Source organism: Streptomyces sp. NPDC043861 (assembly GCF_056435905.1).
Genome location: NZ_JBWKDP010000012.1, coordinates 224479 through 251474, shown reverse-complemented (window position 1 = coordinate 251474; position 26996 = coordinate 224479). Strand labels below are relative to the sequence as shown.

At 71.0% G+C, this 26996-nt stretch carries 22 protein-coding genes; 14 read left to right on the top strand and 8 right to left on the bottom strand.

The genetic code is table 11. The features are described 5' to 3' along the window. The first annotated feature begins 9 nt into the window (after window positions 1-9). Complete coding sequence (locus AC068D_RS26180) at window positions 10-1326, top strand: TerD family protein (RefSeq protein ID WP_478825500.1); 1317 nt, start codon at window positions 10-12, stop codon at window positions 1324-1326. Between the two features lie 13 nt (window positions 1327-1339). On the opposite strand, the gene AC068D_RS26175 is transcribed toward AC068D_RS26180, so the two are convergent. Continuing rightward, window positions 1340-2524, bottom strand: coding sequence for a glycosyltransferase (locus AC068D_RS26175; RefSeq protein WP_478825499.1), 1185 nt, complete (start codon window positions 2522-2524; stop codon window positions 1340-1342). Between the two features lie 58 nt (window positions 2525-2582). Between AC068D_RS26175 and AC068D_RS26170 the strand changes: the two genes are divergently transcribed. Next, entirely contained in the window at window positions 2583-3383 is an 801-nt protein-coding gene (locus AC068D_RS26170) for a glutamate racemase (protein WP_478825498.1), read from the top strand. A 132-nt stretch (window positions 3384-3515) separates the two neighbouring features. Further along, window positions 3516-4076, top strand: coding sequence for a hypothetical protein (locus AC068D_RS26165; RefSeq protein ID WP_478825497.1), 561 nt, complete (start codon window positions 3516-3518; stop codon window positions 4074-4076). Window positions 4077-4125: 49 nt separating this feature from the next. On the opposite strand, the gene AC068D_RS26160 is transcribed toward AC068D_RS26165, so the two are convergent. Beyond that, entirely contained in the window at window positions 4126-5244 is a 1119-nt protein-coding gene (locus AC068D_RS26160; RefSeq protein WP_478825496.1) for an O-antigen ligase family protein, read from the bottom strand. Between the two features lie 246 nt (window positions 5245-5490). On the opposite strand from AC068D_RS26160, the gene lnt reads away from it, so the two are divergent. The 4 genes from lnt to AC068D_RS26140 all read left to right on the top strand — a co-directional run bounded on the left by lnt (window position 5491) and on the right by AC068D_RS26140 (window position 10618). Beyond that, entirely contained in the window at window positions 5491-7095 is a 1605-nt protein-coding gene (lnt, locus tag AC068D_RS26155; protein WP_478825495.1) for an apolipoprotein N-acyltransferase, read from the top strand. A 56-nt stretch (window positions 7096-7151) separates the two neighbouring features. Beyond that, window positions 7152-7634 carry an NUDIX hydrolase gene (locus tag AC068D_RS26150; RefSeq protein WP_478825494.1) on the top strand — a complete coding sequence of 161 codons (483 nt, stop codon included), beginning with the start codon at window positions 7152-7154 and terminating at the stop codon, window positions 7632-7634. A 169-nt stretch (window positions 7635-7803) separates the two neighbouring features. Further along, window positions 7804-8583 carry a 3-hydroxybutyrate dehydrogenase gene (locus tag AC068D_RS26145; RefSeq protein WP_478825553.1) on the top strand — a complete coding sequence of 260 codons (780 nt, stop codon included), beginning with the start codon at window positions 7804-7806 and terminating at the stop codon, window positions 8581-8583. A gap of 139 nt (window positions 8584-8722) precedes the next feature. Next, window positions 8723-10618 carry a helix-turn-helix domain-containing protein gene (locus tag AC068D_RS26140; RefSeq protein ID WP_478825493.1) on the top strand — a complete coding sequence of 632 codons (1896 nt, stop codon included), beginning with the start codon at window positions 8723-8725 and terminating at the stop codon, window positions 10616-10618. Between the two features lie 111 nt (window positions 10619-10729). Here AC068D_RS26140 and AC068D_RS26135 read toward each other — a convergent pair whose 3' ends face one another. The 4 genes from AC068D_RS26135 to AC068D_RS26120 all read right to left on the bottom strand — a co-directional run bounded on the left by AC068D_RS26135 (window position 10730) and on the right by AC068D_RS26120 (window position 16732). After that, window positions 10730-12127: an MFS transporter gene (locus tag AC068D_RS26135; protein WP_478825492.1), complete on the bottom strand. Its 1398-nt coding sequence runs from the start codon at window positions 12125-12127 to the stop codon at window positions 10730-10732. Window positions 12128-13174: 1047 nt separating this feature from the next. Continuing rightward, entirely contained in the window at window positions 13175-14794 is a 1620-nt protein-coding gene (locus tag AC068D_RS26130; protein ID WP_478825491.1) for a sodium/solute symporter, read from the bottom strand. Continuing rightward, window positions 14794-15075: a hypothetical protein gene (locus AC068D_RS26125; protein WP_478825490.1), complete on the bottom strand. Its 282-nt coding sequence runs from the start codon at window positions 15073-15075 to the stop codon at window positions 14794-14796. The genes AC068D_RS26130 and AC068D_RS26125 overlap by 1 nt, the downstream gene beginning before the upstream one ends. A 364-nt stretch (window positions 15076-15439) precedes the next feature. After that, window positions 15440-16732: a PucR family transcriptional regulator gene (locus AC068D_RS26120; protein ID WP_478825489.1), complete on the bottom strand. Its 1293-nt coding sequence runs from the start codon at window positions 16730-16732 to the stop codon at window positions 15440-15442. Window positions 16733-17086: 354 nt separating this feature from the next. On the opposite strand from AC068D_RS26120, the gene AC068D_RS26115 reads away from it, so the two are divergent. Genes AC068D_RS26115 through AC068D_RS26095 form a run of 5 tightly spaced genes read left to right on the top strand, consistent with a single transcriptional unit; the run spans window position 17087 to window position 22436 of the window. Continuing rightward, window positions 17087-17950 (top strand): ABC transporter ATP-binding protein, encoded by an 864-nt coding sequence (locus tag AC068D_RS26115; protein WP_478825488.1) that lies wholly within the window; start codon window positions 17087-17089, stop codon window positions 17948-17950. Further along, window positions 17947-19047, top strand: coding sequence for an ABC transporter ATP-binding protein (locus AC068D_RS26110; protein WP_478825487.1), 1101 nt, complete (start codon window positions 17947-17949; stop codon window positions 19045-19047). Before AC068D_RS26115 ends, AC068D_RS26110 begins: the two co-directional genes overlap by 4 nt. Then, the gene (locus AC068D_RS26105; RefSeq protein ID WP_478825486.1) at window positions 19044-19934 is read left to right on the top strand and encodes a branched-chain amino acid ABC transporter permease; all 891 of its coding nucleotides are present in this window, start codon (window positions 19044-19046) and stop codon (window positions 19932-19934) included. Before AC068D_RS26110 ends, AC068D_RS26105 begins: the two co-directional genes overlap by 4 nt. Beyond that, entirely contained in the window at window positions 19927-21183 is a 1257-nt protein-coding gene (locus tag AC068D_RS26100) for a branched-chain amino acid ABC transporter permease (RefSeq protein ID WP_478825485.1), read from the top strand. Before AC068D_RS26105 ends, AC068D_RS26100 begins: the two co-directional genes overlap by 8 nt. Next, window positions 21180-22436 (top strand): ABC transporter substrate-binding protein, encoded by a 1257-nt coding sequence (locus AC068D_RS26095; protein ID WP_478825484.1) that lies wholly within the window; start codon window positions 21180-21182, stop codon window positions 22434-22436. The genes AC068D_RS26100 and AC068D_RS26095 overlap by 4 nt, the downstream gene beginning before the upstream one ends. Window positions 22437-22998: 562 nt before the next feature. Here the strand turns inward: AC068D_RS26095 and AC068D_RS26090 are convergent. Continuing rightward, on the bottom strand, window positions 22999-23820 hold the full coding sequence (locus AC068D_RS26090; RefSeq protein ID WP_478825483.1) for an SCO6745 family protein: 822 nt from the start codon (window positions 23818-23820) through the stop codon (window positions 22999-23001). Between the two features lie 45 nt (window positions 23821-23865). Next, complete coding sequence (locus AC068D_RS26085) at window positions 23866-24705, bottom strand: alpha/beta fold hydrolase (protein WP_478825552.1); 840 nt, start codon at window positions 24703-24705, stop codon at window positions 23866-23868. Between the two features lie 295 nt (window positions 24706-25000). On the opposite strand from AC068D_RS26085, the gene AC068D_RS26080 reads away from it, so the two are divergent. Both AC068D_RS26080 and AC068D_RS26075 read left to right on the top strand, forming a co-directional pair. Then, window positions 25001-26200 carry an acetyl-CoA C-acyltransferase gene (locus AC068D_RS26080; RefSeq protein ID WP_478825482.1) on the top strand — a complete coding sequence of 400 codons (1200 nt, stop codon included), beginning with the start codon at window positions 25001-25003 and terminating at the stop codon, window positions 26198-26200. Continuing rightward, a complete protein-coding gene (locus tag AC068D_RS26075; RefSeq protein WP_478825481.1) occupies window positions 26200-26826 on the top strand; it encodes an HAD family hydrolase in 627 nt (208 codons plus the stop codon). The genes AC068D_RS26080 and AC068D_RS26075 overlap by 1 nt, the downstream gene beginning before the upstream one ends. Window positions 26827-26996 lie beyond the last annotated feature (170 nt).

Genomic DNA, 26996 nt, shown 5'->3' with positions numbered 1-26996 from the left:
GGGGCGAGGATGTCCATGCTCAAAGGAGCCAATGTTTCGGTACCGGCTCTGAATGTCCGTGTCGAGTTGGGATGGCGCTCGGGCGACGGCGTTCCCGACGTCGACGCGTCGGCACTCCTGCTCGACTCGGGCTCGGGAAAGGTCCGCTCCGATGCGGACTTCGTCTTCTACAACCAGCCGGCGCACGCCTCGGGCGCGGTCCGGCACGAGGGCAAGCGCAGCGCGGCGGACGGCACGACCGATCATCTCGTCGTCGATCTGGCGCGCGTCGAGCCCGCCATCGAGCGGATCGTGCTCGCGGCATCTGCGGACGGCGGCAGCTTCGGGCAGGTACCGGGGCTGTATGTGCGCGTCGTCGATGCGGCCGGCGGTACGGAGATCGCCCGCTACGACAGCCAGGACGCGACGGTCGAGACCGCATTCATTCTCGGTGAGCTCTACCGGCGCCAGGGCGCGTGGAAGTTCCGCGCCGTGGGCCAGGGGTACGGGAGCGGACTGGAGGGCCTCGCCTCGGACTTCGGTATCACCGTGGACGAGCCACAGCAGACCCGGCCCCCGTCACCCGCCGCCCCGGCCGCCGTCCACCAGCCGGCCGCGCCCCCCGTCCACCCGCCGCACCCGCCGCACCCGGCGCACGGGGTGAGCGCGGCAGCGCCCACGGAGCCCCCCGCGCCCGGTGCGGCAACCGTGCGCCTCACCAAGGTCACCCTGACGAAGGAGTCGCCAACCGTCTCGCTCAGCAAGCAGGGCGGCACCTCCGGTGCCATGCGTGTCAACCTCAACTGGGAGGTGCGCAAGCAGTTCAAGGGATGGGGATCCAAGCTCGGCCGGGCCGTCGCCATGCATGCCGACCTCGATCTCGATCTGTGCGCACTCTACGAGCTCACCGACGGCCGCAAGGGAGTCGTCCAGGCACTCGGCAACGCGTTCGGGTCGCTCCACCAGCCGCCGTTCATCCAACTCGACGGTGACGACCGCACCGGTGCCGTGGCCACCGGCGAGAACCTCAGCATCAATCTCGACCACAAGGACAAGCTCCGGCGGGTCGTCATCTTCGTGACCATCTACGAGGGCGCGCGCAGCTTCGCCGATCTCCACGCCACGGTCACCCTCCAGCCGCAGCGCGGCGCCCCCGTCGAGTTCTCCCTCGACGAGTGCACCGTTCCTTCCATGGTCTGTGCCCTCGCCCTCCTCACCAACGAGGGCGGCGACCTCGTCGTGCGGCGTGAGGCGCGCTATCTGGTTCCCGAGCGCGGAGTGAGCCCCCAGCGCACCATCGACCACGCCTACGGCTGGGGCATGAACTGGACGCCGGGAAGGAAGTGACGCCTGCCCGGGGTCAGCGGTCCGGCGCGGCCTCGGGGCGGGCGTACGTACGTCCCTTCCAGGCCGCGCCACGCCCCCGGTAGTGCTGCACCGCGGAGTCGACCGTCATCAGCAGATAGAGCAGCGCCGTGACCGGCAGCAGGGGCGCCAGCCACAGTGTCTGCCGGTAGTAGCGCAGCATCGGGATGTACGTGCCGGCCATGACCGCCCACGCAAGGATCCCCGCCCAGGCCGCCGTCTCGGCCCCCGGGAAATCCGCACCGGACAGCGCGGCGCACACCGCGACGGGCGGCCCGAGGTACACCACCGCGAGCCCGGCCACCGTCCCGGCGAGCAGCAGCGGATTGTGCCGCAGCTGCGCGTAGGCGCTCCGCGACACCATCCGCCACAGATCCGACAGCCGGGGATAGGGACGGATGCTGTCCACCCGCTCGGCGAGCCCCAGCCACACGCGTCCGCCGACCCGTCGCACCGCCCGCGCCACCGCCACATCGTCAATGACCGCCTGGCGTACGGAGTCCGGGATCCCGGCCCGCTCGGCCGTCTCCGTGCGCAACAGCATGCAGCCGCCGGCCGCCGCCGTCGCCCACGCACGCTTCTTGTTGATCCAGCGGAACGGATAGAGCTGAGCGAAGAAGTAGACGAAGGCAGGCACCACCAGACGCTCCCAGACCGTGGTGACCCGCAACCGAGCCATCTGGGAGACCAGGTCGAGGCCATTGGTGCGGGCCGCCGCGACCAGCTCGCACAGGCTGTCCGGCTCATGCGCGATGTCCGCGTCCGTGAGCAGCAGATACTCCGGCCGCCGTGTCCGCGCGAGCGCGATTCCGTGGTGCAGCGCCCACAGCTTGCCCGTCCAGCCCGGTTCCGGTTCGCCCGGCGATGCCACGGTGAGGGGCAGCCCCTCGTACCGGACGGACAGTTCGCGTGCGAGCTTGCCCGTACCGTCCGTGCTGTCGTCGTCGACCAGGATCACTTCGGCCTCGCCCGGATATGACTGCCGCAGCAGCGACGGCAGGCTCTCCGGCAGTACGCCGGCCTCGTCCCGAGCCGGTACGACGATCACGACGGACGGCCATGTCCCCGGCGCCGTACGCCGGGGCAGCCGCTGATCCGTCCGCCAGAAGAAGCCCTGCCCGAGCAGCAGCCACAGCCACACGGCCAGAGATCCCGTGGCGATCCACGCAAGGGTGCCCATCTGCCGCAGTGTGCCCCACACCGCCAGGACCGCAAGGGCCGTCGGCTAGGGTGATCGGGTGAAGATCGCGCTCATGGATTCCGGAATCGGCCTGTTGGCGGCGGCCGCCGCGGTACGCCGCCTGCGGCCGGACGCCGATCTGGTGCTCTCCTCGGACCCCGACGGGATGCCCTGGGGGCACACCCCCGACGACGTGACCGAGCGCGCCCTCGCCGTGGCACGGGCCGCCGCCGCCCACCGCCCCGATGCACTGATCGTCGCCTGCAACACCGCCTCCGTGCACGCGCTGCCCGCGCTCCGGGCAGAGCTGGAGCCGGGGCTGCCGGTCATCGGCACGGTTCCTGCCATCAAACCCGCCGCGGCGGGAGGCGGCCGCATCGCCATCTGGGCCACCCCGGCCACCACCGGCAGTGCCTACCAGCTCGGCCTCATCCGGGACTTCGCCGACGGCGTGGACGTCACCGAGGTGCCCTGCCCCGGACTCGCCGCCGCGGTCCAGCAGGCCGACCAGGAAGCGATCGAGCTCGCCGTGGCCGCGGCCGCCGCGCTCACTCCAATGGACGTAAGCGCCGTGGTTCTCGGCTGCACCCACTACGAACTCGTCGCCGAACGCATCCGTACCGCGGTCGGCGCGGGCCGCCCCGAAGGGCTGCCGCCACTCGCCCTGCACGGCTCCGCGGGCGCGGTCGCGGCACAGGCATTGCGCCGCATCGCTGCCTCACCCGCGCCCGCGGCCACCCCGAGCAACCGGCTGGCCGTACTGCTCAGCGGCCGTGCGTCCCAGCTGCCGCCGGCGGCATTGGCGTACGCCGAGGGCAGGCTGCTCGACGCGGTGAATCCGGTCACGCCGGCGCACTGAGACACCTCGCTGCCGGCCCGACCGCACCCATTCCGGCCTGCGCCGACACCGATCCCCACGCGGCCGGTGCCGGGTTTCCCGGCCCCGTGCGATCCGGTGCCCGGGGAGCGGCACGTGAGTACGCTGCTACGCATGACGGACCACCCCCGTGCCGGGGGGCAGGCCGCGGAGCCACTGCCCCCCATCTGGACCGGCCGAGCGACCAACCGCATCCAATGGGTACTCGCGGCTGCGGGTGCCGGCTGCATGGCGCTCGGCATCGAACTCGCCGTCGACTCGCCCTGGACGTCGGGCACCGTCCCGCTCCTCATGTCGGTGATCGGCTGCGTTGCCGCGGGAATGCTGATGCTCTTCGGCACGCTCGCCTTCGTGCATGTGGACGTCACGGTCGACAAGGAGGCCATGGTGGTCCGCTGCGGCCACATGGGAGTGCCCCGCCGCAGGATCCCGCTCGCATCCGTCGTGGCCGCCGAATTCGTGCCCAGGGTTACCCCATGCCAATGGGGCGGCTGGGGCTGCCGCTGGCGTCCGGAGAAGGGCACGGCCGTGATCGTCCGGCGTGGCGAAGGCATGCTCCTCACGCTGAGCGACGGCCGGACCTTCACCGTCACCGTGGACGACGCCGAATCGGCGGTCCGGGTCATCCGCGACCGACTACGGCTGTCCTCGACGGGGACCACGGCGGAGATCTGACCCTCCGGGGCGGGTCACGACCGACCTCGGCCGGGGGTGCCGCCCCATGTCAGGCGGGATGACGGCTCTGCGGGGCCAGGTCCTTCGCGATCGCCGCCCGGGACGCGGGCGGAAGGGCGAATCCGTCCACGGCCCGGCGGGCCGTGGCCAGTCCGGCCAGTAGACCCGCGCCCGCCGTCACCGGGGTGAAGCTCAGCGGGTTGCCGACGGTCGCCAGTGCGGCGAGCGCCGTCAGCGCCGCGCCCGCGCTGAGCACCACTGGTGTGGAACGGGCCGAACGCCACAGCCCGTACAGCATCCAGCCGAAGAGCAGGGCAAGCAGCCCCGCACCCACCAAGCCCTGCTCGGCCGCCTGCTGCAGCGGGGCGGAGTGCGGCTTCCCGTCGGAGTGGAGGGACTGCTGTACCGTCGGACTCAGATCGGCGAACCGGTCCGGGCCCGCACCGAACAACGGATGCTCCTTCGCCATGTTTGCGGCGTCGTGCCACAGCTCCACCCGGTGCTGGGTGAGCTGCCCCTGCAGCGAGACCGTGAGGCCGTCCGGCAGCGCATCCTCCGCCACCGCCCATGAACCGGCGGTCACCAGGACCACGGCCAGTGCGAATCCGACGAGCCCGAGCCCACGGCGGCGCATACGAGCGGCCGCAAGCGAACACAGCAGTACGCCGAGTGCGGCACCGAACCCTGTGACCGAACCGAGCACCACGGACGCACAGACGACCGAGACCGCCAGCAGCCACAGCACAAGACGCACTGCCACATTCCCCGCCGCCGACGCCGCGCAGCATGCCGCGCCCGTCGCGAGGATCAGCAGGGCGGCCGCAGCCCCGGTCTGCCCCGGGGGCGTGGGGGCGACGGTCACGACGCCCGGCATTCCGTGCGGAGAGGCGATGGCCAGCGCGAGACCGCCCAGCGCGGCAGCGGCAGCGGCCGTCACCGGAAGCAGCGATCCGCAGATCCGCCCGCACGCATAGCCGGCGGCGACGGCAAGCACGGCGAGCAGCACCCCTTCGGGCCGTGCGTCGCGCCCGGCCGCGCTGACCAGGGCCCACGCCGCGCAGCCGCCGAGCACGGCGACGCCGACGGCGTCGGGGCCGTTGCCCCGTTCCGGACGCTCCCGCTCCGGCTCCCGCGCTCCGCCCCACGACCGGTCTGCCGGTGCTGCCATTCCCGTCGACCCCCGACCGACCCCGGCCCTTCGGCCCCCGACCTGTGCAATCCTTCCCCGCCACCTGCCGGTCGGACAGGGGAGGGGAGGCTGGCGCACACGGTAACGCCGGGGACGGGTTTTGTGGATGGTTTGCGCAGGATCTGTGTCCACAGTCGCATGATCCGGCCCCTGGGGTGGGTCCTCGAACCGGGCCGAGCCGGACCGGACTGCCTGGTCCGGCCCTGCCACCGTAGACTCCGGCACGTGAGCGCGACCATGACACCCGTCGACATCCAGCAGCCTGCCGAGGCGACTGCGGGCCGGGCCCGGCTGCTGCGGCGGTTCGTACGACCGGGCGTGGCCGTCGTGTCAGGCCTACTGCTCTACCTGAGCTTCCCGCCCCGTCCCCTGTGGTGGCTGACCCTGCCCGGCTTTGCGCTGCTCGCGTGGTGCCTCCATGGGCGCCGCCCGCGCGCAGCGCTCGGACTCGGATATCTGTCCGGCCTCGGCTTTCTGCTCCCGCTGCTCGTCTGGACCGGCGAGGAGGTCGGAGCGGTGCCGTGGCTCGCCCTCGCAGGTGTCGAGGCCCTCTTCGTCGCCGTCACCTGTGTGGGCATCGGGCTGGTGACCCGGCTCCCGCTGTGGCCTCTGTGGGGCGCCTCGGTGTGGGTCCTCGGCGAGGCGGTCCGCGCCCGTGTGCCTTTCGGCGGCTTCCCCTGGGGCAAGATCGCCTTCGGGCAGGCGGACAGCCTCTTCCTGCCGCTCGCCGCGGCCGGCGGTACGCCGGTGCTGGGCTTCGGGATCGTGCTGTGCGGCTTCGGACTGTACGAGTCCGTGCGCCGGTTCCGTCTGTACCGCACGACCGGCGAACTGCCGCGCGGCCCCATCGCGGCCGCGGCGCTCACCGTGCTCCTTCCCGTCACAGGTGCCCTCGCCGCGTCGCCGCTCGTCGACGACTCGGCCGAGGAAGGCACCGCGACCGTCGCCGCGATCCAGGGAAATGTGCCGCGCCTCGGACTCGACTTCAACGCCCAGCGCCGCGCGGTCCTCGACAACCATGCGCGTCGCACCGAGCAACTCGCGGCCGATGTCGCGGCGGGCAAGGTGGCCAAGCCCGACTTCGTGCTGTGGCCGGAGAACTCCTCCGACCTGGACCCGTACCGCAACGGCGACGCGCGCCTCGTGATCGACAAGGCCGTGCGCAAGATCGGCGTGCCCACGGTGATCGGTGCCGTTCTCACGCCCGAGACGGGGAAGCTCCGCAACACCCTCATCGAATGGGACCCGGCGCGCGGCCCCGTCGCCACGTACGACAAGCGGCACGTCCAGCCGTTCGGCGAGTACATCCCGATGCGCCCCTTCGTCCGGATCTTCAGCTCGGACGTCGACCGTGTGAGCCGCGACTTCGGTCCCGGCGGCAAGGTGGGCGTGTTCGACCTCGCCGGTACGAAGGTGGGACTTGCGACCTGCTACGAGGCCGCGTTCGACTGGGCGGTCCGGGACACCGTCACCCATGGTGCCCGACTCATCTCGGTGCCCAGCAACAACGCCACCTTCGGACGCAGTGAGATGACCTACCAGCAGCTCGCGATGTCGCGGGTACGGGCCGTCGAGCACGGCCGGGCCGTCGTCGTCCCGGTCACGAGTGGCGTCAGCGCGGTCATCCGCCCGGACGGGAAGATCGCCCAGCAGACGGAGATGTTCACCCCGGACGCGCTCGTGGCCGAGGTGCCGCTGCGTTCGTCGCTCACCCCTGCCACGCGCATCGGCACCCTCCCCGAGGGCGTCCTCGTCGCCCTCGCGGCCGGGGCGCTCGGCTGGGTCGGGTACACCCGCTTCCGGGGCCGCCGCGGACGGTCGGAGGCCTGAGGCACCGGGCCCACTGCCCTCGGGCGTCATCGGGCATCAGCACATAGGGTCGACCCATGGCCACACCTGAGTTCATCCGTCGGATCCGGGAGAGCGCGGGCACGCAACTGCTCTTTCTGCCAGGGGTGAGTGCGGTCGTCCTCGACGACGAGGGACGGGTGCTGCTGGGGAGGCGGGCCGACACCGGAAAGTGGTCGATCATCGGCGGCATCCCGGAGCCGGGGGAGCAGCCCGCGGTGACGGCCGTGCGCGAGGTGTACGAGGAGACCGCGGTGCGGTGCGTCGCGGAGCGGGTCGTGCTCGTCCAGGCCATGCGGAAACCGGTGACCTACCCCAACGGCGACCGGTGCCAGTTCATGGACATCTGTCTGCGCTGCCGGGCCGTCGGCGGGGAGGCGCGCGTCAATGACGAGGAGTCGCTGGAAGTCGGCTGGTTCTCCGTGGACGCGCTTCCGGAGCTGCAGGAGTTCGCGCTGTTCCGGATCAAACAGGCGCTGACCGATGCGCCGACGTGGTTCGACTCCACCATGCCTGACTGAAATGTAGGCGCTGCCCATATCGGTCGGTGCCCGAGCCGTCCCTAGGGTTCGGAGCATGACCAAGACTCCGGGGCACGCCCCCCAGCTCTCGGCTGCCGTGCCTCCCCCTGCCCACACCAGTGCCGACACGGCCGTTCGTCCGCCGGCTCAGGCCCCCACGTCCACGGCCATGTGTGCCATCGGCGTCGAACTCGCAGGTCGTACCGCGCTCGTCACCGGTGCAGCGGGTGGCATCGGGCGGGCCTGCGCGCTCCGGCTCGCCGCCGCCGGGGCAGAGGTCAGAGCCGTGGACAAGGAGGCGGAGGGGCTCGACGCCCTCGTCGAGCGCACCCTCGCCCTGGACGTTCCGGGCTCGGTGGAGCCGTACGTCCTCGACCTCACCGACCTTGATGCGGCGGAGACGGCAGCGGCCGGAACGGACATCCTCGTCAACAACGCCGGGCTGCAGTTGGTCCGACCCATCGAGGAGTTCCCTCCGGAGGTCTTCAGCACCGTGCTCACCGTGATGCTCGAAGCACCGTTCCGTCTCATCAGAGGGGCGCTGCCGCATATGTACGGGCAGGGGTGGGGCCGGATCGTCAATATCTCCTCCGTGCACGGGCTCCGCGCCTCGGCTTACAAATCCGCGTATGTGGCTGCCAAACATGGGCTGGAAGGACTCTCCAAGACCGCTGCGCTGGAGGGCGCCACGCATGGGGTCACCTCCAACTGCGTCAGCCCCGGCTATGTGCGCACCCCACTGGTCGAGAAGCAGATCACCGACCAGGCCGCCGCTCACGGCATCCCGGAGGACCGGGTCGTCGCCGAAATCCTCCTGAAGGACTCCGCCCTCAAGAGGCTCATCGAGCCGGACGAGGTGGCCGAGGCCGTCGCCTACCTCTGCTCGCCGCAGGCGTCCTTCATCACCGGCACCTCGCTCGCGCTGGACGGGGGCTGGACGGCGCACTGAGGCGACCCGGCCCCGTCACCCCCGGGTTCCCCCTGCCACACCTTCGCCGGCCCGGCGCGGGTGTGACGGAGTTGTCCACAGGAGCCGTGCCGTCCACAGGGGCTGGTGCGACCCCCGCACGGCAGGTATCCCTGTTTCCATGTCCCACGATCAGGCCTCCTACCTGGAGCTCCTCGCCCGCGGCGCCGCCGCCGAGGCGTACGAACGGCCCGTGCTGCTCGCCCGCGCGGGCGGCGCCGGCCCCGAGACGCTGGCCGGCCTGGAGCATGCCAAACAGCTCGCGCTGCGCGTGCGCGCCGAGCTGGAGGGCAGACGGCGCCGCGAGGCGGAGCTGTCGGCGCTGTTCGAGACCGCGCACGACCTGTCCGGCCTGCGCGACCTCGACGCTGTGCTCCGGGCCATCGTGCAGCGCGCCCGTTCACTGCTCGGGACCGAGGTCGCCTATCTCAGCCTCAACGACCCGGTCGCCGGCGACACATACATGCGGGTCACGGAAGGCTCCGTCTCGGCCCGCTTCCAACAGCTGCGGCTCGGCATGGGGGAGGGGCTCGGGGGCCTCGTCGCCCAGACGGCCAGGCCCTATGTGACCGACAGCTATTTCGACGACGAGCGCTTCCGGCACACCCGCACCATCGACTCGGGCGTCAGGGACGAGGGCCTCGTCGCGATCCTCGGTGTTCCGCTGCTGCTGGGCAGCCAGGTGATCGGCGTGCTTTTCGCCGCCGACCGGCGCGCCCGCGTCTTCGAACGCGAACAGGTGGCCCTCCTGGGCTCGTTCGCGGCACACGCCGCGGTCGCCATCGACACCGCCAACCTGCTCGGGGAAACCCGCACCGCACTCGCCGAGCTGGAGCGGGCCAACCAGATCATCCGTGACCACAGCGCCGTCATCGAACGGGCCTCGGACGTCCACGACAGGCTCACCGAACTGGTGCTGCACGGTGGAGGGGTGCACGACGTGGCGAATGCGCTGTCCGAAGTCCTCGACGGGACCGTCGAGTTCGCGGATCCGGGCGATCCGTCCCTCAACGCCGTGGAGCTCACCGGTTCCGACGGTCATGCGATACGGCAAGGGGACGACTGGGTCGCCGCGGTCTCGGCCGGCGGTGAGCTGCTGGGCGCCCTCGTCCTGCGGGGGCACCCCTCCCTCGACCCGGTCGACCGGCGCACGCTCGAGCGTGCCGCGATGGTCACGTCGCTCCTGCTGCTCGCCCGACGCTCCGCGGGCGAGGCCGAGCAGCGCGTACGGGGCGAACTCCTCGACGACCTGCTGGACGCGCCCGGTCGCGACCCGGGTCTGCTGCGCGAGCGTGCGGCCCGGCTCGGCGCCGACCTGGACGTGCCCCATGTCGTGCTCGCCGCCCGGATCGACGCCCACCCCGGCACCGCCACCGCCGACCGCGCCACCGCTGACCGACAGCGCCTCTCGTCCGCGGCCTCCCATCTCGCGGCGACCCGTCACGGCCTGGCCGCTGCCCGCGACGGAGGTGCGGTGCTTCTGCTGCCGCTCGGTGCGGGGGACAGTGCCGGCGATCTCGCCCGCGAGACCGCCAGGCACCTCGGCGGCACCCTCCGCGAGCCCGTCACGGTCGGCGCCTCGAACCCGGTGGCGGAGCCTGCCGGTGTGCCGGGACCGATGGCCGGGGCATACGCGGAGGCACGCCGCTGCGTGGAGGCACTGCGGCTGCTGAACCGCTCCGGTGACGGGGCGGGCGCGCAGGACCTGGGCTTCCTCGGGCTGCTGCTCGCCGACCCCCGGGACATCGAGGGTTTCGTCCGGCGTACCGTCGGACCGGTCGCCGACTATGACGAGCGGCGCGGCACGGACCTCGTTCGCACACTCGACGCCTACTTCGCCAGCGGCATGAGCCCGGCCCGTACGAAGGACGAACTGCACGTCCACGTGAACACAGTTGCCCAGCGGCTGGAACGCGTGGGCCGGCTGCTCGGCGAGGACTGGCAGTCCCCGGCCCGTGCTCTCGAGATCCAGCTCGCGCTCCGGCTCCACGCGATATCCACGGCCGTTGCCCGCTGACACCGCAGACACGGCAGGCCGCGCGAACCGTGCTGCCGGTCCACGCGGCCCTGGGTCCCACCGGCCCGGGCGTCGGCGGACGTGGGTGCGTGCGCTCGCCGCCGTGCCGGTTCAGGCCTTGGTCGGGGCGTCCATGGTGGTCACCGCGTCCGTGTCCCGGGGCACCCGGGCGTCCTGCACCGCGGGCACGTCCGCCAGGTCCCGGTCCCGGGTCTCCCGGGCGCAGGCGATCGCCACGACGGTGACCAGCACGGCGGCGATGACGTACAGGGCGATGGGCGTGGAGCTGCCGTGGTCGGCGAGAAGCGCGGTCGCGATCAGCGGTGCCGGCGCCCCGGCCGCCACCGACGAGAACTGGGCGCCGATGGACGCGCCCGAGTACCGCATACGCGTCGCGAACATCTCCGAGAAGAACGCCGCCTGCGGTGCATACATCGCCCCGTGCAGCACCAGTCCGAGCGTGACGGCCAGAAGCAGGCTGCCGAAGGACTCGGAGTCGATGAGCGAGAAGAAGGGGAACATCCAGAGGCCCATGCCGACGGCGCCCATCAGATACACCGGCCGCCGTCCGATCCGGTCCGACAGCGCACCCCACATCGGGATCACCGCGAAATGCACCGCGGAGGCGATCAGCACGGCATTGAGCGCGGTCTGCTTGCTGAGCCCGGCCGAGGTGGTCGCATAGACGAGGATGAAGGCGGTGATCACGTAGTAGCTGATGTTCTCCGCCATCCGCGCCCCCATCGCGATGAGCACTTCGCGCCAGTGGTGCCGCAGCACGGCCACGAGCGGCATCCTCTCGACCTCGCCCGCAGCTGCCCTGCGCTCCTCCGCCTGCGCCAGCGCGTCCTTGAACACCGGCGATTCATCGACAGAAAGACGAATCCACAAGCCGACGACCACCAGCACACCGGACAGCAGGAACGGGATGCGCCAGCCCCATGAGCCGAATGCCGCATCCGACAGGACCGCCGTCAGCGCGGCAAGCACCCCTGTTGCCAGCAACTGCCCGGCCGGGGCCCCGGTCTGCGGCCATGACGCCCAGAACCCGCGACGCTCGGCATCCCCGTGCTCGGAGACCAGCAGGACGGCGCCGCCCCACTCACCGCCGAGGGCGAAGCCCTGCACCAGCCGCAGGACGGTCAGCAGTACGGGAGCCGCCGTCCCGATCGTGGCATGGGTCGGCAGCAGCCCGATCGCGAACGTCGCCCCGCCCATCAGCAGCAGACTCAGCACCAGCAGCTTCTTGCGCCCGAGCCGGTCCCCGTAGTGCCCGAACACGAGGGCCCCGAGCGGCCGTGCGGCGAATCCGACGGCATAGGTCAGGAACGACAGCAGGGTTCCCACCAGAGGATCGGAGCCCGGGAAGAACAGCTTGTTGAACACCAGAGCTGCGGCTGATCCGTACAGGAAGAAGTCGTACCACTCGATGGTCGTGCCGATGAGGCTGGCGGCGACGATGCGCTTGAGACTGGCGGGGGTTGGCGGAGCGGTCGCGGGGGAGGACATCGGCACCACTTCCTGGCGGTTGACGGGGACGTTTGCGTGTTGCCACACCGTAGGAACGCGCAGGTCAGAGGCGTATGTGGTGGGACACCATAGTTCTGGGCGCTGGGATGCGCGCGGCCACCATGAGGGGGTGTCGGAGGCTCTGTGACGGCCTCGATGGCCGCGAAGGAGGCTGTCCGAGTTGCACTGTTGGGGTACGACTTGGAGGTGGCGTGCTGACTCCCGTGCTGGTCTGGTGCTGACCAGAAGCCCACGTCATCACCCGTTCCCACCCCTCCCGTGCTGACTTGGTGCTGACTACGCTGTTCAGAACTCCGGTTGTGTTGCAGATCGGGCGCCGGGCCGTGCGGCGCGAGGTGGATTGGTCGTTGGTTGGACCATGAGCCGTGAAGGGCCCGTGCCGGACGAGTGCTCTGGTGCAGCGATGCGCGTCAGAGCGTCGGGGCTCAGGGCGCCTTCTTCGTTGGGCGGCTGTGTGTCAGCTGCGCGGAACAGAGTCGTTGTCTGTGTCTGCATGCCGACGCGCCGCAGAGGCTTGGTGCGGACGCTAGTTCTGATGGGACGTCGGGCGAAGTTCTGCACCGCACGGCCACTGCCAAAGCAGCGACGGCGCGGCTCACTTCCCCCTGATCCTGGTGACCGGCCGCCTCGCCGACGGCTTGATCACACCGTCGTACGCCCCTCGGGGCTTGCCTCCACGCCCAGCGAGCGCTTAGCCTCGCGAAAACCATACCAACCAGTTGGTATGCCTATGCTTCGCCGACGGCCACCTGTCGAGGAGCCGCGGAAATGAGCCGCATCAACAGTCAACTGCGCCTTGCCGCGCGTCCCGTCGGATAGCCTCGCTCCACCGACTGGGAGCACACCGAGGAGCTGGTCGGCGAGGCCGGCGAGGGCACGCCTACCGCGCGACTGACACCGACCGGTGGCTGCGCGGGATGCGGCACCTGCGCCGGCGTATCGACGACGTCGCCGCAGGCTGAACGCGGCACGGGGCGGCGGCCGGTGGAGCGTGTGAGGCGCTCCACCGGCCGCCGCATTCGTGCGTCAGGCCCTGACGGGCTGCTCCGGCAACGCGGCAGCACGCCGCTGTCCTGTGACGCTCCCCAGCCAGCCGAGCAGGAACGCGACGGGCAGCGACCCCAGGGCGACCGTCTGCAGCGGGAACCAGGCGATGTCCCACTCGGGGAACAGCGCCACCGGGCTGCCGGAGAAGACGGGGCTCACGACCTGGAGTCCGAGCGCGCAGCCGAGACCTCCGTACAGCGTCCACAGCAGCCCCCTGCGCGTGAAGCCGCGCCAGAACAGCGAGTACACCAGCGCCGGGAGCAGGCAGGAGCTCGCCACCGCCAGGGAGATCGTGGACAGGAAGCCCATGTTCCAGCCCTGCACCCATACCGCGAGGCAGATGCTCAGCACCCCGACCAAGGCGGACGCGATACGGGCCGCGGCCACCTCCCGGCCCTCGGTCGTGCGCCCGCGGCGGACGACGTTGGTGACGAGGTCGTGGGCGACCGAGCCTGCGGCCGCCAGCGTCACGCTCGCGACGACCGCCAGCGTGGTGAGGAACACCGCACAGGAGACCAGCACGACGAGCCATGCCTCGCCCGTCTGCGCCGACGAGCCGCCCGCCAGATCGCCGGTGAGCATCAGCAAGCTGCTGGTGGCCCCGGGGTCGGCGGCGAGGATCTTCGGGGCACCGATCAGCGCCGCGGCCCCGAAACCCAGCACGGTGGTGAGCAGGCAGATGGCACCGACGATGGCGATGGTGTGGCGGACCGTACGGCGTGCCGCGGCGGCGTCGGGCGCGGTGTTGAGCTGGGTGGCGACATGGGGCATGCATGCGACGCCCAGCACCACGGTGATCATCAGACCGATGAAGTCGAGGGTCCCCTCAACCGGGCTGCTGGCAGCGAACCGCAGGCCCGGACGCATATAGCCAACGGGACGGCCGCTGCCCCGCCCGGCGGCCTCGATGAGGGAGTCGGGGCTCCAGTGGAAGCGGTGGAGCAGCACCGCCGCCACGGCCACGGCCATGGCGAGCAGGATCACAGTCTTGATCACCTGGATCGCGATCATGCCGTGCATCCCGCCGAAGGCCGTGGCGCAGACGACGAGGGTGCCGATCATGACGATGGCGGTCTGCTCGGCGCCGGGACCGGACAGGCCGAGCAGCATGGCGGTGGTCCTGCCCGCACCGGAGAGCTGGACGATCAGATACGGGACGCACGCGCTCAGCGTGACGACGGCGACCGCGATCCTGACCGAGGGCCCCGGGGCCCGCAGGGCGAACGTGTCGCCGAGGGTGTAGCTGCCGCGTTCCCGCAGCGGGCCGGACAGCAGGAGCAGGACGCCGAGCGACAGCACGGTGCACAGGGCGATGAACAGGCCGTCGAAGCCGAAGACCGCGACGGTTCCCGTCGTGCCGAGCACGGTCGCGGCGGAGAGATAGACGCCGGTGAGGACGAGGGCGCCCTGGACGGGCCGCAGTCTGCGGCCCGCCGTGTAGAAGTCGTTGACCCGGTCCCGCTCGGGGCCGTTGAGCACGCAGATGAGCAGGATCGGGACGATGAAGGTGAGGAAGCCGACGAGAACCCAGGAGCGGGTGTTCGTGTCCAGGTCGAGGGCGCCGGGATCCCCTGCGGCGAGCAGGATCTGAGGAAGCATCAGTGCTCCTCCGCCGGCTCGTACGCGGCCTCCTCCTGGGCGGCGCGGTCGTAACGCGCCGCCGTCCACAACAGGAGCGAGCCCTGCGCGAGAACGGCGACGACGCCGAGGTTGATCTGTCCGGCGACACGGGTGGCCAGCATGTCCTCTGCGGTGCAGGCAAGCAGGAGATGGACCACGAAGGTCAGTCCGTTGACGAGCGCGAAGGATCTGCCCGGCCGGTGGGGGCGGGGTCTTTGATGGAACCGGGGGGTGTGCGGATGGGCGTGCTGATGGGCCATGGAGTTCTCCTGGCGGGCAGGGATGCGCGCGCATCGCTTCGCTCGGGCGATGCCTGGCGAGGGCATTGCCCCTGACGGCATTGCCCCTGATGAGGGCTCACCAGAGCACGTACCGACCGGTCAGTCCACGCGCTGCGGGCACCCCGTTGCCCGCTCCCAACGCCGTAGGGGTGCGACTGTGCTGATGCCCATTCGGCCATCCGATGTAAGGAATCCGGCCATGGCGATACGCGTGCCGGGAGGGCGTACCGCCGTGCGGCCGTACGCGTGGCGGGAGTTGCCCACCGCCGTGAAGCCGTACGCGTGCCCGGCGGCCGCACTCCCGCGGACTACGTGTGCCAGACGGGCGTACCGCCGTGCGGCTTCAGCTTTCCGGGTCGGAGTGCCAGGCGTCCCCGCAGCCGAGGACGGCTGCCGGACCGAGCAGTTGGAGGGTGTCGAAGGCGAGCGTGAGCCGTACGAGGTCGCGGGGGCGGGACAGTTCGAGACCCGTGATCTGCTCGAAGCGGCGCAGCCGGTTCAGCACCGTGTTGCGGTGGCACAGCATGTACCGGGCCGCCTGGACCGCGGAGCCGCCCTTCTCGATCCACACTCCGAGCGTGTCGATCAGCGTTTCGCGGTCGGCGGGCTCCAGGTCGTACAGCGGCCGGAGCACCCGCAGGGCCAGCTCGGCGGACAGGTCGGGCCGTGAGACCAGCAGACCGTCGGGTAGACGGGCGTCGAGCCGGGCGACCTCCCCGTCCGCGCGGCAGGTGCGCAGGGCGAGTCCCGCCATGTCCCGCGCCCGGGGCAGGTTCTCCAGGCCGTGGACGACCGGGCTGATGCCGATGCGCATGCCGGGTCCGGCGTCGAGGGCGGAGGCGAGCGCGTCGAGTGGGCGGTCGCCGAGGTGGGCGACGAGCACATCGCGCTGTGCGCCGACGTGGCGCAGGACGCGCATGCCACGGATCTCCGGAACGGCGTCGGGAGCACGGCCGAAGGGCGGCGTGGCCCGCAGCTCCGCCACCGCGAAGCGTCCGTCGGGCGGCAGATCGAGGATCGACGCGGCGTCCTTGATGAACACCGGGTCGTTACGGCTCTCCAGGACGGCGGCGAGGATCAGGCGCACCCGCTCGTTGTGCCGGCTGGCCACGCCCTTGGCGACCTGGCGGTAGGCGTCGGCGACCAGGACGGTGTCGCGGTCGTTCATCTTCCACACCAGCTCCGCCACGTGCACGAGGTGACGCTGCTCGCCGAGCCCGTCCCGCTCCACGACGCTGATGATCCCGCCCCAGACCTCCGAGCCGGCGACCCGGAAGGCGTGCATCACCTCGTCGAGGGGGCGGCCCTCCTCGGCACGGCGTATGCCGAGCTCACGGGTGTAGCGCTCGATGTCCACGATGCGGCCCGGGTCGAGGGCGGCCTCCAGCGCGAAGCGGATGCCGGTGTCCGCGGACTGCTTGAGGTCGGGCGGCGAGAGTACCGGGTCGGCGTAGTACGGCACTTCGGTGCGGATCCGGTGCACAACGGAGTCGGTGAAGGAGGTGCCCCGCCCGAGAAGGCGCCGGCAGGCGTGGTCGAACAGCTGGAGCGGCAAGGGCTCGGCGGCGGCTTGGGGCAGCGGACCGACGGTGGTGACGCGGGGGCGGGCCGCGCCACGGACGGAACTGGTGTACATGGACCCTCCAGACGGACGGGGCGTGCAGGGACACCACGGCGGGTCGCCATGTCTTGTGCCGCGCGGGTCGCGGGTGCGGGTGCGCCACCGGTCGGCGATCGGCGTGTGGCGGCGGCGCACCCTTCAAGGATCCACATGCTAAGCAGTCGGTCACCCCTTGGGGCGAGACCTCCGCCAAATCGTGATGATCCACGCACAGCAGGAGGTACGGATTGTGCCCCCTCACAATCGGGGCGCGCCCGGGCTGGGAGTTGACAGCGGCTCGTTCCCAGTCCATGGACGCCCTGCCCCCGCCGTGTTCCCGTAGCGCTCCAGTCCGGCGCCCGCTCGCCGAGGAGCAAGGAGAACGCCCTGATGAGCCCACCAGAGACCGAGTCCGGGACCCTTCGGGTCAGCGATCTGCACGTCAGCTACGGACGGTCCGTGCAGGCGCTCCACGGGGTGTCGCTGACCGTCCCGCAGGGCCGGATCGTCGCCGTGCTCGGCTCCAACGGCGCGGGCAAGTCCACACTGCTCCGGGCGGTCTCCGGGACCCTCGCGCTGCACCGCGGCGCGGTCGACTGCGGCACCGTGCACTTCGACGGCGTACGGCTGAGCGGCGACGCCGCGCGGTCCGTCGCCGCCGGGGTGGTGCAGGTGCCCGAGGGCCGGCGGATCTTCGGCGCCCTCTCAGTGGAGGACAACCTCCGGGCCGGGTTCCTCGGGTCGGCATGCCGCTCGCGCGCCGAGCTGCGAGCCGCCCGCGAGCGTGTCTTCACGCAGTTCCCGGTACTGGCCGAACGTCGGCGGCAGGCCGCCGGGCTGATGTCCGGCGGAGAGCAGCAGATGCTCGCGATGGGCCGCGCGCTGATGGCCGGGCCGCGCCTGCTCCTCCTCGACGAGCCCTCGCTGGGCCTCGCGCCGCTGATGGTCCGGCGTATCGCTGAGATCATCCGCGAGATCAACGCCCAGGGGACCTCGATCCTGCTCGTCGAGCAGAACGCCGCCATGGCGCTGGACCTGTCCGACCGCGCGTCGGTGCTGGACGTGGGTCAGGTGCGGCTGGAGGGGGCCTCGGCCGATCTCGCCGCGGCCGACGAGGTGCGGCGGCTGTATCTGGGCGAGAGCTACGAGACCGGCTGCGGCGCGCCCGACGCCGACGCGCAGTACGCGACGTCCGCGAGCACTCCGCCCGTGACCGGACCGGGACTGACCGAACTCGGCAGGTGGAACGGATGAGCATCGACACCACGGTCACCACCCCCGAGGCCGCCAAGGCCCCCGGACCGGACAGGGGGCCCGACCCGGTCCCGGCCCTCACGGTCGAGAACCTGACCGTGCGCTTCTCCGGCCTGGTCGCCCTCGACGACCTGTCCTTCACGGTCCCGCCCGGCACGATCCACGCCCTCATCGGCCCCAACGGCGCGGGCAAGTCCACCTGCTTCAACGTCATCTCCGGCGTCTACCGAGCCACCGCCGGAAGCGTCCGGTACGCGGACAAGGACCTCACCCGCCTCGCACCCCACCGCATCGCGCAGCTCGGCGTCGCCCGCACCTTCCAGAACATCGTGCTCACCCACGGGACCGTCGCCGACAACCTCATGCTCGGCCGCCATCGGCTGACCCGGGCGGGCTTCACCGCGACCGCGCTGCGACTGCCTCGCACGGTGCGCGAGCAGCGCCGCCACCGGGAGCGGGCGGCCGAGGTCGCCGACTTCCTGGGTCTCGGCCCTGCGTTCGACAAGCCGGTCGCCGGGCTTGCGTACGGCGACCGCAAGCGAGTGGAGATGGCGCGCGCGCTGTGCATGGAACCGCAGTTGCTGCTGCTCGACGAGCCCGTCGCCGGCATGCACCCGACCGAGCGCCTGGCTATGGCCGAGACGATCGCCCGGGTCCGTGACGCCCTGAAGATCTCGATCCTCATCGTCGAGCACGACATGGGCCTGATCATGCGGATCGCCGACTCGGTGACGGTGCTCGACTTCGGCCGGCTCATCGCGGACGGACCGCCCGAGCGCATCCAGAACGACCCGGCGGTCATCAGCGCGTATCTCGGCACCCCGGTCCAGGAAACAGAGCCGGGTCCAGAGCCCGGCCCGACACGCGAACCAGAACCCGGTCCGGCATCCGGTCCAGGGCCCGGCCCGACACGCGAACCAGAACCCGGTCCGGCATCCGGTCCAGAGCCCATCCCGGCACCCGATCCAGAAGCCGGCCCGGCACCCGAGCCGGTGGAGGGGACCGAACCGGACACCGAGCCGGCCCCGGAACCTGCCACTGCCGCCGCCTCGGACCCCGCCAAGGACACCGAGCGCGACTCGGAGGAAGAATCATGATCAAGCTCACCGAAACCGTCCTCAACGGACTCGCGCTCGGCTCCGTCTATGCGCTGATAGCCCTGGGCTTCGTCGTGATCTTCAAGGCGTCCGGCGTCATGAACTTCGCGCACGGCTCCCTGCTGCTCTTCGGCGGCTATGTCACGGCCCGCCTCCACGACGCCATCGGCTTCATCCCCGCCGTCCTCGTCGGTGCCGCGCTCGCCGCAGCACTGGCCGGCCTGGTGCAGCTCCTGGCCACCCGCGGCCTGCGCGGCGCGGAGATCCACACGCTGACGATCCTCACCATAGGGGTGGACGTCCTGCTCAGCACCGAACTCAACCGCCGGATTGGCGCCGACTACCTCACCATGGGCGACCCCTGGGGCGCCCATGTGACCCGGCTCGGCAGCATCACCGTCGCCGACGCGCGGATGGCGAGCATCGTCGTCGCGGTCGTCGTCATCGGCGCCTTCTTCGCAGCCTTCCGCTGGTCCCGCTGGGGCCTGTCCATGCGGTCCGCGGCCGCCGACCCGGAAGCCGCGGCGCTGATGGGGATACGGCTGGACCGCGTACGCCTCATCGCCTGGTGCGTCGCCGGGGTACTGGCCGCCATCGCCGCCGTGTTCCTCGCCGCCTTCCCCGCACCGGGACTCGACCGTACGACCAGTCAGATCGCCCTGAGTGCCTTCCCCGCGGCGATCCTCGGCGGCATGGACTCGGCCGTCGGCGCGCTCGTCGGAAGCCTGGTGATCGGCCTCACGGCGGCGATGGCCGCCGGCTATCAGAACGAACTGAGCGTCCTGGGCGCCGGGTTCTCCGATGTGGCCCCCTACCTCGTGATGGTGCTCGTGCTCCTGGTCAGGCCCACCGGTCTCTTCGGATCCAAGGAGCTGACCCGTGTCTGACACCCGCGCCACCACCGAACCCGCCGTACCCACCGAACCCACGGACACCGTGACGGCCCCCGCCGCCGCTCCCCCCGATTCCCCGTCCGCCCCGGGCAGGTGGTCCGGCAAGGTCTCCCCGCGCGGGCGGCGTGCGGCCACCCTCGCCGCAGGCGTGCTGGTCCTGCTGGCCCTGCCCTTCTACGTCACCTCGTTCTGGCTCCAGACGGGCCTGTTCGCCATGGCCGCCGTCATCGGCGCCATCGGGCTGAACCTGCTCTCCGGGACGACCGGACAACTCTCCCTCGGCCACGCCTTCTTCCTCGCCGTGGGCGCGTACGGCTATGTGTGGCTGGCGTCCGAGCCGTCCGGCACCGGCTCCAGCAGCCTGTACGGCCTCGAGCTCCCGCCCGTGCTCGCCTTCGTGCTGGCCATCGTCCTCGCCGGTGCGGCGGGCGGCCTGTTCAGCCCCATCTCCGGCCGGCTGCGCGGCATGTACCTGGGCATCGCGACCCTCGCCCTGGTCTTCCTGGGACACCACATGATGCTCAACGCCCCGCATGTCACCGGCGGGTTCAACGGCCGCTCCGTACCGCCGCTGGACATCCTCGGCTTCTCCTTCACCGACACCTCACCCGAGGGTCTCACCGTCATCGGTGTCCCCTTCGGCGGGCTGGAGCGCCTGTGGTACGTAGGCCTGGCCCTGGTCGCCGTGGCCTGGCTCGCCGCGCACAACCTCCTGCGCGGGCGCCCCGGCCGCGCACTCGGCGCCGTACGCGACAGCGAGGTCGCCGCGGCCGTCATGGGAGTCCATCTCACCCGCTACCGCGCCTCGGCGTTCATCGTCTCCTCGATGTACGCGGGCGCCGCGGGTGCCCTGCTGGCCCTGGTGTTCAAGCGCGTCGTCCCCGACCACTTCGGGCTCCTGCTGTCCATCGACTACCTCGCGATGATCGTCATCGGCGGCCTCGGCTCGGTCGGCGGCGCGGCCTGCGGCGCGGTCTTCGTCGCCCTGATCCCGCACCTGCTCACCAAGTACGCCGACGATCTGCCCCTGCTCACCGCTCCCGGCACCACGGGATCGGGCGTGTCCCCGGGCGACGCGGCCCGCTACCTCTACGGCACCGCGATCGTCCTCGTCCTGATCTTCGCCCCCGGCGGCCTGGCCGGACTGGTCCACAGACGGCCGCGCCGCAAGGGCGACGACTCCCCCCGCACCCGGCGTTTCCCCCTCCGCACCCGCACCACCCAGAAGGAGCACACCCCGTGAGACACACCCGACTTGCCCCGGCCGCAGCCGTCATCGCCGCACTCGCCCTGAGCGCCACGGCCTGCAGCACCAAGAGCGGTACCGACGCGAACAGCGCCGGCAGCGACGGCATCAAGACCGGCCCCGGAGTGACGGAGAAGACCATCACCCTGGGCGCGCTGACCGACCTCACCGGCCCGTACGCCTCGCTCGGCAAGAGCATCGTCAACGCCCAGCAGCTGTACGCCGACCAGCTCAACGCCTCCGGCGGCATCTGCGGCCGGACCGTCAAGATCACGGTCAAGGACCACGGCTACGACGTGCAGAAGGCCGTGTCCGCGTTCACCGAGACCGAGCCGAACGTGGCCGCCGTGTCCCAGATGGTCGGCTCTCCCGTGGTGTCCTCGCTCCAACAGGAGCTGGAGTCCAAGCACCTGCTCACGTTCCCGATGGCCTGGGCCTCCACCCTGCTGGGCCGCGAGTACGTACAGGTGGTCGGCTCCACGTACGACGTCGACATGATCAACGGCGTCGACTTCGTGGTCCGCACGGCCAGGCTGAAGGCGGGCGACAAGATCGGCCACGTCTACTTCGAGGGCGAGTACGGCGAGAACGCGCTCGCCGGTGCCGCGTACGCGGCCAAGAAGCAGAAGCTGACCATCGTCGGGCAGAAGATCAAGCCCACCGACCAGGACCTGACCGCCCAGGTCACCGCCCTCAAGCAGGCCGGCGTCAAGGCGATCCTGATCAGCGCCGGCCCGCGCCAGACGGCCGCCCTGGTCGGCACCGCGGCCGCCGCGGGCTTCGCCGTCCCGGTCCTCACCAGCTCGCCGGGCTTCGCCCCGCAGCTGCTGGCGACCCCGGTCGGCCCCGCCCTGGAGAAGATGCTCCAGGTGGTGAGCCCCGCCCCGGCGTTCAGCGCCGACAACCCGGCGATGAAGAAGCTCGCCGACGACTACAAGGCGAAGTACCCGAAGGACCTGCTCGACGCCGGTGTCGTCAGCGGCTGGAACGCGATCAGCGTCCTCGGCGAGGACCTGAAGGCGGCCTGCAAGGCGAAGGACCTGACCCGCGAGGGCATAGCGGCGGCCCACCGCAAGCAGTCCAAGCTCACGGTGCTCGGCGTGCCGCTGAACTTCTCGGACCGCGCCAAGCCGGCGACGTACCAGTCCTTCATCCACAAGCCGGCGAAGACGGCCCTCGGCGGCCTCGCGAACGTCGAACCGGCCCACGAGGTCCCCGCGGCGAAGACCTACACCCTGCCCAAGGGCTGAGCCGCCCCGGCGGTCCGGATGCTGACCGGCAGGTCAGCATCCGGACCGGGAAGAATGCCCATCCGGTCCCTCGGCTCCCCCTGAATCAGGGGGAGTTCCCCGCGGGCCGGACACCCCGCACCGGGGCTTGGCGCGCCCCGGTCGGGCGCCGCGAAGGCGAGCCCCGCACCATTCGACGCCCGATGTTGAAGATCAAGCTAGTTGCCGCTGACCGAGGCGGCCTGGTGAACTCCGTCGGTCCGGTGGCCGCGGGCGCGGCGGCCCCGGTAAGTGCCAAGGAGGTTCAGTGGTCGCGGCGACGGCAGCAGCGGCCAGGGCGGCGCAGGCACCGCGAACCGGCCCTCGGCCGGCTGTTAGGCCGACAAGTACCGCGGTCACGTACTGGTGCTCTTGCGCGAGCTGGAGTACCGGCTTCGCCGGGCCGGCTCCCCGACCGCCGCAGACGCCGGTCCGAGCATCAGGCGTACGAATCCGGCCGCCCCTGGGTCCGGTGAGCCGGGTCCGCCGATCGGGGCGAAACCGGAGACGAGCCGCCACCCGTCTTCACGGTATGGGCCGGCGATCAGCCGAACTTGAGGAGGCCGGCTTCGACGACGGCGCGGCCGAAGGAGGGCGCGAGTTCGGCGAGACGCTCGCAGCCGGCGTCACCCAGTACGGCGTAGGCGGGGAGCGCCAGGCGGTCGGTGCGGTCCTCGATGTGCCGGCGCAGGGTCGCGCCTTCCGAGCTGAGGGAGTCGCCGTCGAGGAGACCTTGCATGCGCAGTCGCTCCTCGGCGTCGGCCCACTCCTCCTCGGGCCATGCGCGGCTGGCTTTGAGGAAGCCGACGGGAACCTCACCGGTGGCGGCGTGCAGAACCAGGGCTTCCAAGCCCCCGACGCCCTCGCTCAGCAGGCACGCCACATGGCCGTCCCCACGGAACTCCCGGAGCAGCGTCTGGGCGTGCCACAGTTGCAGCACCGGATCCTCCGGCCATGGCAGTGCGGCATGCGCGGCGAACAGCGGGCGGCCCTGCGCATGTTCGCAGGCCGCCTGGGCGGCCCGGCGGGTCAGCGCCAGGATCGCGTCCAAGTCGGGCAGCTCGTGGATTCCCGCCCGCAGCAGGGCTTCGCCCGCCGCGGCGTACCGCGCGTCCAGTACTTGCTGCGGCGTCGCCGTGTCCCAGGCCCCGTCGACCGCCTGCCGTACGAGATCGGGGCTGAAGTTGTAGAAGGTCGAGATGACCAGCTCGGCGGATGCTCGGCCGAACGCGGCGCTCCGGGAGGCGAAGTACCCGGCGTGTCCGCCCAGTCCGAGGTCCGCGTATCGTCGCCTTGCCTCGGGGACGAAGTAGATCATGCCGTGCACGGGCTCGAGCCCGCGCCAGGCCGCGCGCGCTGATTTCATGGGTCACCTCTCCGGGCAGTCGAGGAACGGCGGCGCTGCGGCTCACTACTCGCCGTGCGCTCGCAGATGGTCGAGCAGCAGGCGGCTCAGCGTTTCGGGCGCCTCCTCGGGGACCCAGTGGCTGACGCCGTGGAGCGTCTCGAACCGGTACGGCCCGGTAACCCACCGCCCGGTCTCCTGTGCCGCCGCCGGGCCGAACGCGCTGTCCTTCGTGCTCCAGACGTACAGCGTGGGCACGTCGACGACACCGATCGCGCCGTCGGGGCGGCCGGACCGGTACCAGTTCAGCGCGGCGGTGAGGGCGCCTGGCTGGGACAGGTGCCGTACGTAGGCCTCGGCGCTCTCCTGGGGGACTTTTCCCGCGTAGAGGGAGCGCAGCACTTGGGCGTCGTCGGCGAGCATGCGCGCTTCGGTCGCCGGTGTTTCGCGCCAGTCGAGCATGTAGTGCGAGCGCTCGCGCTGGTCCTGGTCGGTGCGCAGGGTGGTGGCCAGAGCGCCGGGGTGGGGGGTGGAGACAACGGTCAGGGTGCGTAGGCGGCCGGGGTGGGCGGCAGCGGTCCACCAGGCCACCGCCCCTCCCCAGTCATGGCCGACCAGGTCGAACGTCGCCCAGCCCAGGTCCTCCGTGATCGCGACCACGTCGTCGACGAGATGGCTCATGCGATAGTCCTCGGGCCGCTGGGGGCGGGCGCCGGGGGAGTACCCACGTTGGTCGGGTGCCACCACCCGGTGACCGTGAGCGGCCAGTGTCGCGATCTGCCGCTGCCACACCAGCCCTGTCTGCGGGAAGCCGTGCAGCAGCAGCACCGGGCGGCCATCGGGCGGACCAGCCACGATCGCGTCGAACGCGCCCGCACGAGTGGAGATGCTCAGCTCGGTCACGATCCACCTCTTCATACCGACTGGTCGGTAAGCCTTCAGGTGGGGGAGCGGGCTGTCAAGAGCCCTTGGTTGAACATGACGCCGAATTCAACTATAACCGACCGGGGGCCGGCTTCTCGTCACCCCTGCGACCACGTCTGATGTCGCAGGTCGGCGGAGGGCGCGGTCAACGACCGCCCGCAGTGGCCCAGTTGGCGTTCGGCTCCGCCCGTAAGCATCGATTCCGGCGCAGTGGAGCTCGGAATTCCGGGCCCAGAGCTCCCGGATGAACCGGACCGACAGGAAGCAGTGAGGCGACATGAGGGAAGCAGTCATCGTTTCGACGGCGCGGACGCCGATCGGAAAGGCCTACCGCGGCGCGTTCAACGACACCCAGGCGCAGGAGCTCGCCGCCCATGCCCTCTCGCACGCGGTACAGCGGGCCGGGCTCGAGGGGGGAGAGGTTGAGGATGTCATCCTCGGCTGCGCCGTGCAGCAGGGGTCTGCCGGATTCAACGTCGCGCGCCAGGCCGCCCTGCGTGCAGGTTTTCCTGACGCTGTGTCAGGAATGACCGTCGACCGGCAGTGCTCGTCGGGCCTGATGGCCATTGCGACGGCCGCCAAGCAGATCGTCACGGACGGCATGCAGGTCACTGTCGGCGGCGGTGTCGAGTCGATCTCCCTGGTGCAGAACGACCATATGAACACCCACCGCATGGCGGATCCCTGGCTGGTCGAGCACAAGCCGAGCATCTACCTGCCGATGTTGCAGACGGCGGAGATCGTCGCCGAACGCTACGGCGTGAGCCGGGAGCGTCAGGACGAGTTCGCCCTGGCGTCACAGCAGCGCACCGCGGCGGCCCAGGAGGCCGGCCGGTTCGACCGGGAGATCGTCCCGCTGACCAGCGTCAAGAAGGTCCTCGACAAACAGTCCGGGGAGGTGCGCGACGGGGAGGTCACCCTGGCCCGGGACGAGGGCAACCGCGCGTCGACGACGCTCGAAGGCCTGGCCGGGTTGGCGCCGGTGCTGCCCGACGGCCAGGTGAGCGCGCACTCCAGCGTGACGGCGGGCAACTCCTCGCAGTTGTCGGACGGGGCTTCGGCGTCGGTGTTGATGGAGTCGAAGGAGGCCGAGCGCCGCGGACTGGAACCGCTGGGCGTCTACCGGGGCATGACCGTCGCGGGCTGCGCGCCGGAGGAGATGGGTATCGGTCCGGTGTCCGCCATTCCGAAGCTGCTGAAGCAGCACAACCTCACCGTCGACGACATCGGCCTGTGGGAACTCAACGAGGCGTTCGCTTCCCAGGCGCTGTACTGCCGTGACGAACTGCGCATCGACCCGGAGCGGTTCAACGTCAATGGCGGCGCGATCTCGGTCGGCCATCCGTACGGAATGACCGGTGCCCGCCTGGTGGGGCATGCCCTCATCGAGGGCAAGCGCCGAGGTATCCGGTATGTGGTGATCTCGATGTGTGTCGGCGGCGGAATGGGTGCAGCCGGGCTGTTCGAGGTCGCCTGATGGGAAAGGGCCGAAATGCGCTCCTGGTGGACTTCGGCGGGGTCATCACCTCCAGTGTGCTGCGGGCTTTCACCGACTTCGGTGCCTCGCTCGGCGGCGACCCGCGCCTGCCGCTGAACCTCCTCGCCCGGGACCAGCCCTCACGCACCCTCCTGGCCGACCACGAGTGCGGCCGCATCGACGCGGAAGCCTTTGAGCGAGGATTCGCCGAGCGTCTCCGCGTCCACGGCGCCGATGTACCGGCCGAGGGGCTCACGGCCCGAATGCAAGCGGGAATGTCGATCGACGAGGACATGCTCGCGTTGCTCGGTGAGCTTCGATCCCATGGCCATCCCGTGGCGCTGGTGTCCAACTCGTTCGGCACCGGGACCTACGACGGTGTCGACCTCGCTGCTGTCGCCGATGTCGTCGTCATCTCCTGCGAGGTCGGGATCCGTAAGCCGTCCCGCCGGATCTACGCGATCGCATGTGAGCGCATCGGCATCGACCCCGAGGACGCAGTCATGATCGACGATCTGCAGCAGAACCTCGACGGAGCGGCGCGGATCGGAATCGGGGGAGTGCTGCACACAAGTGCCGCCGACACCCGCCTCCAACTCGCCGAACGCTTCCGTATCACCACCTGACCGATCGGCCGATCGGGCGCGACCACCACGGCGAGGAGGTCGCCGTGCTCATCGGGGCCCGGGTTCGGAACTCGACGCCGCGAAGTGTCGAGCCGGGCACGAGAGCGGCCGTCCGCCTCCAAGATCCCGCGCATCGTCCGGTGCGTCGACGCGCTGCCCAAGGGCCCGGC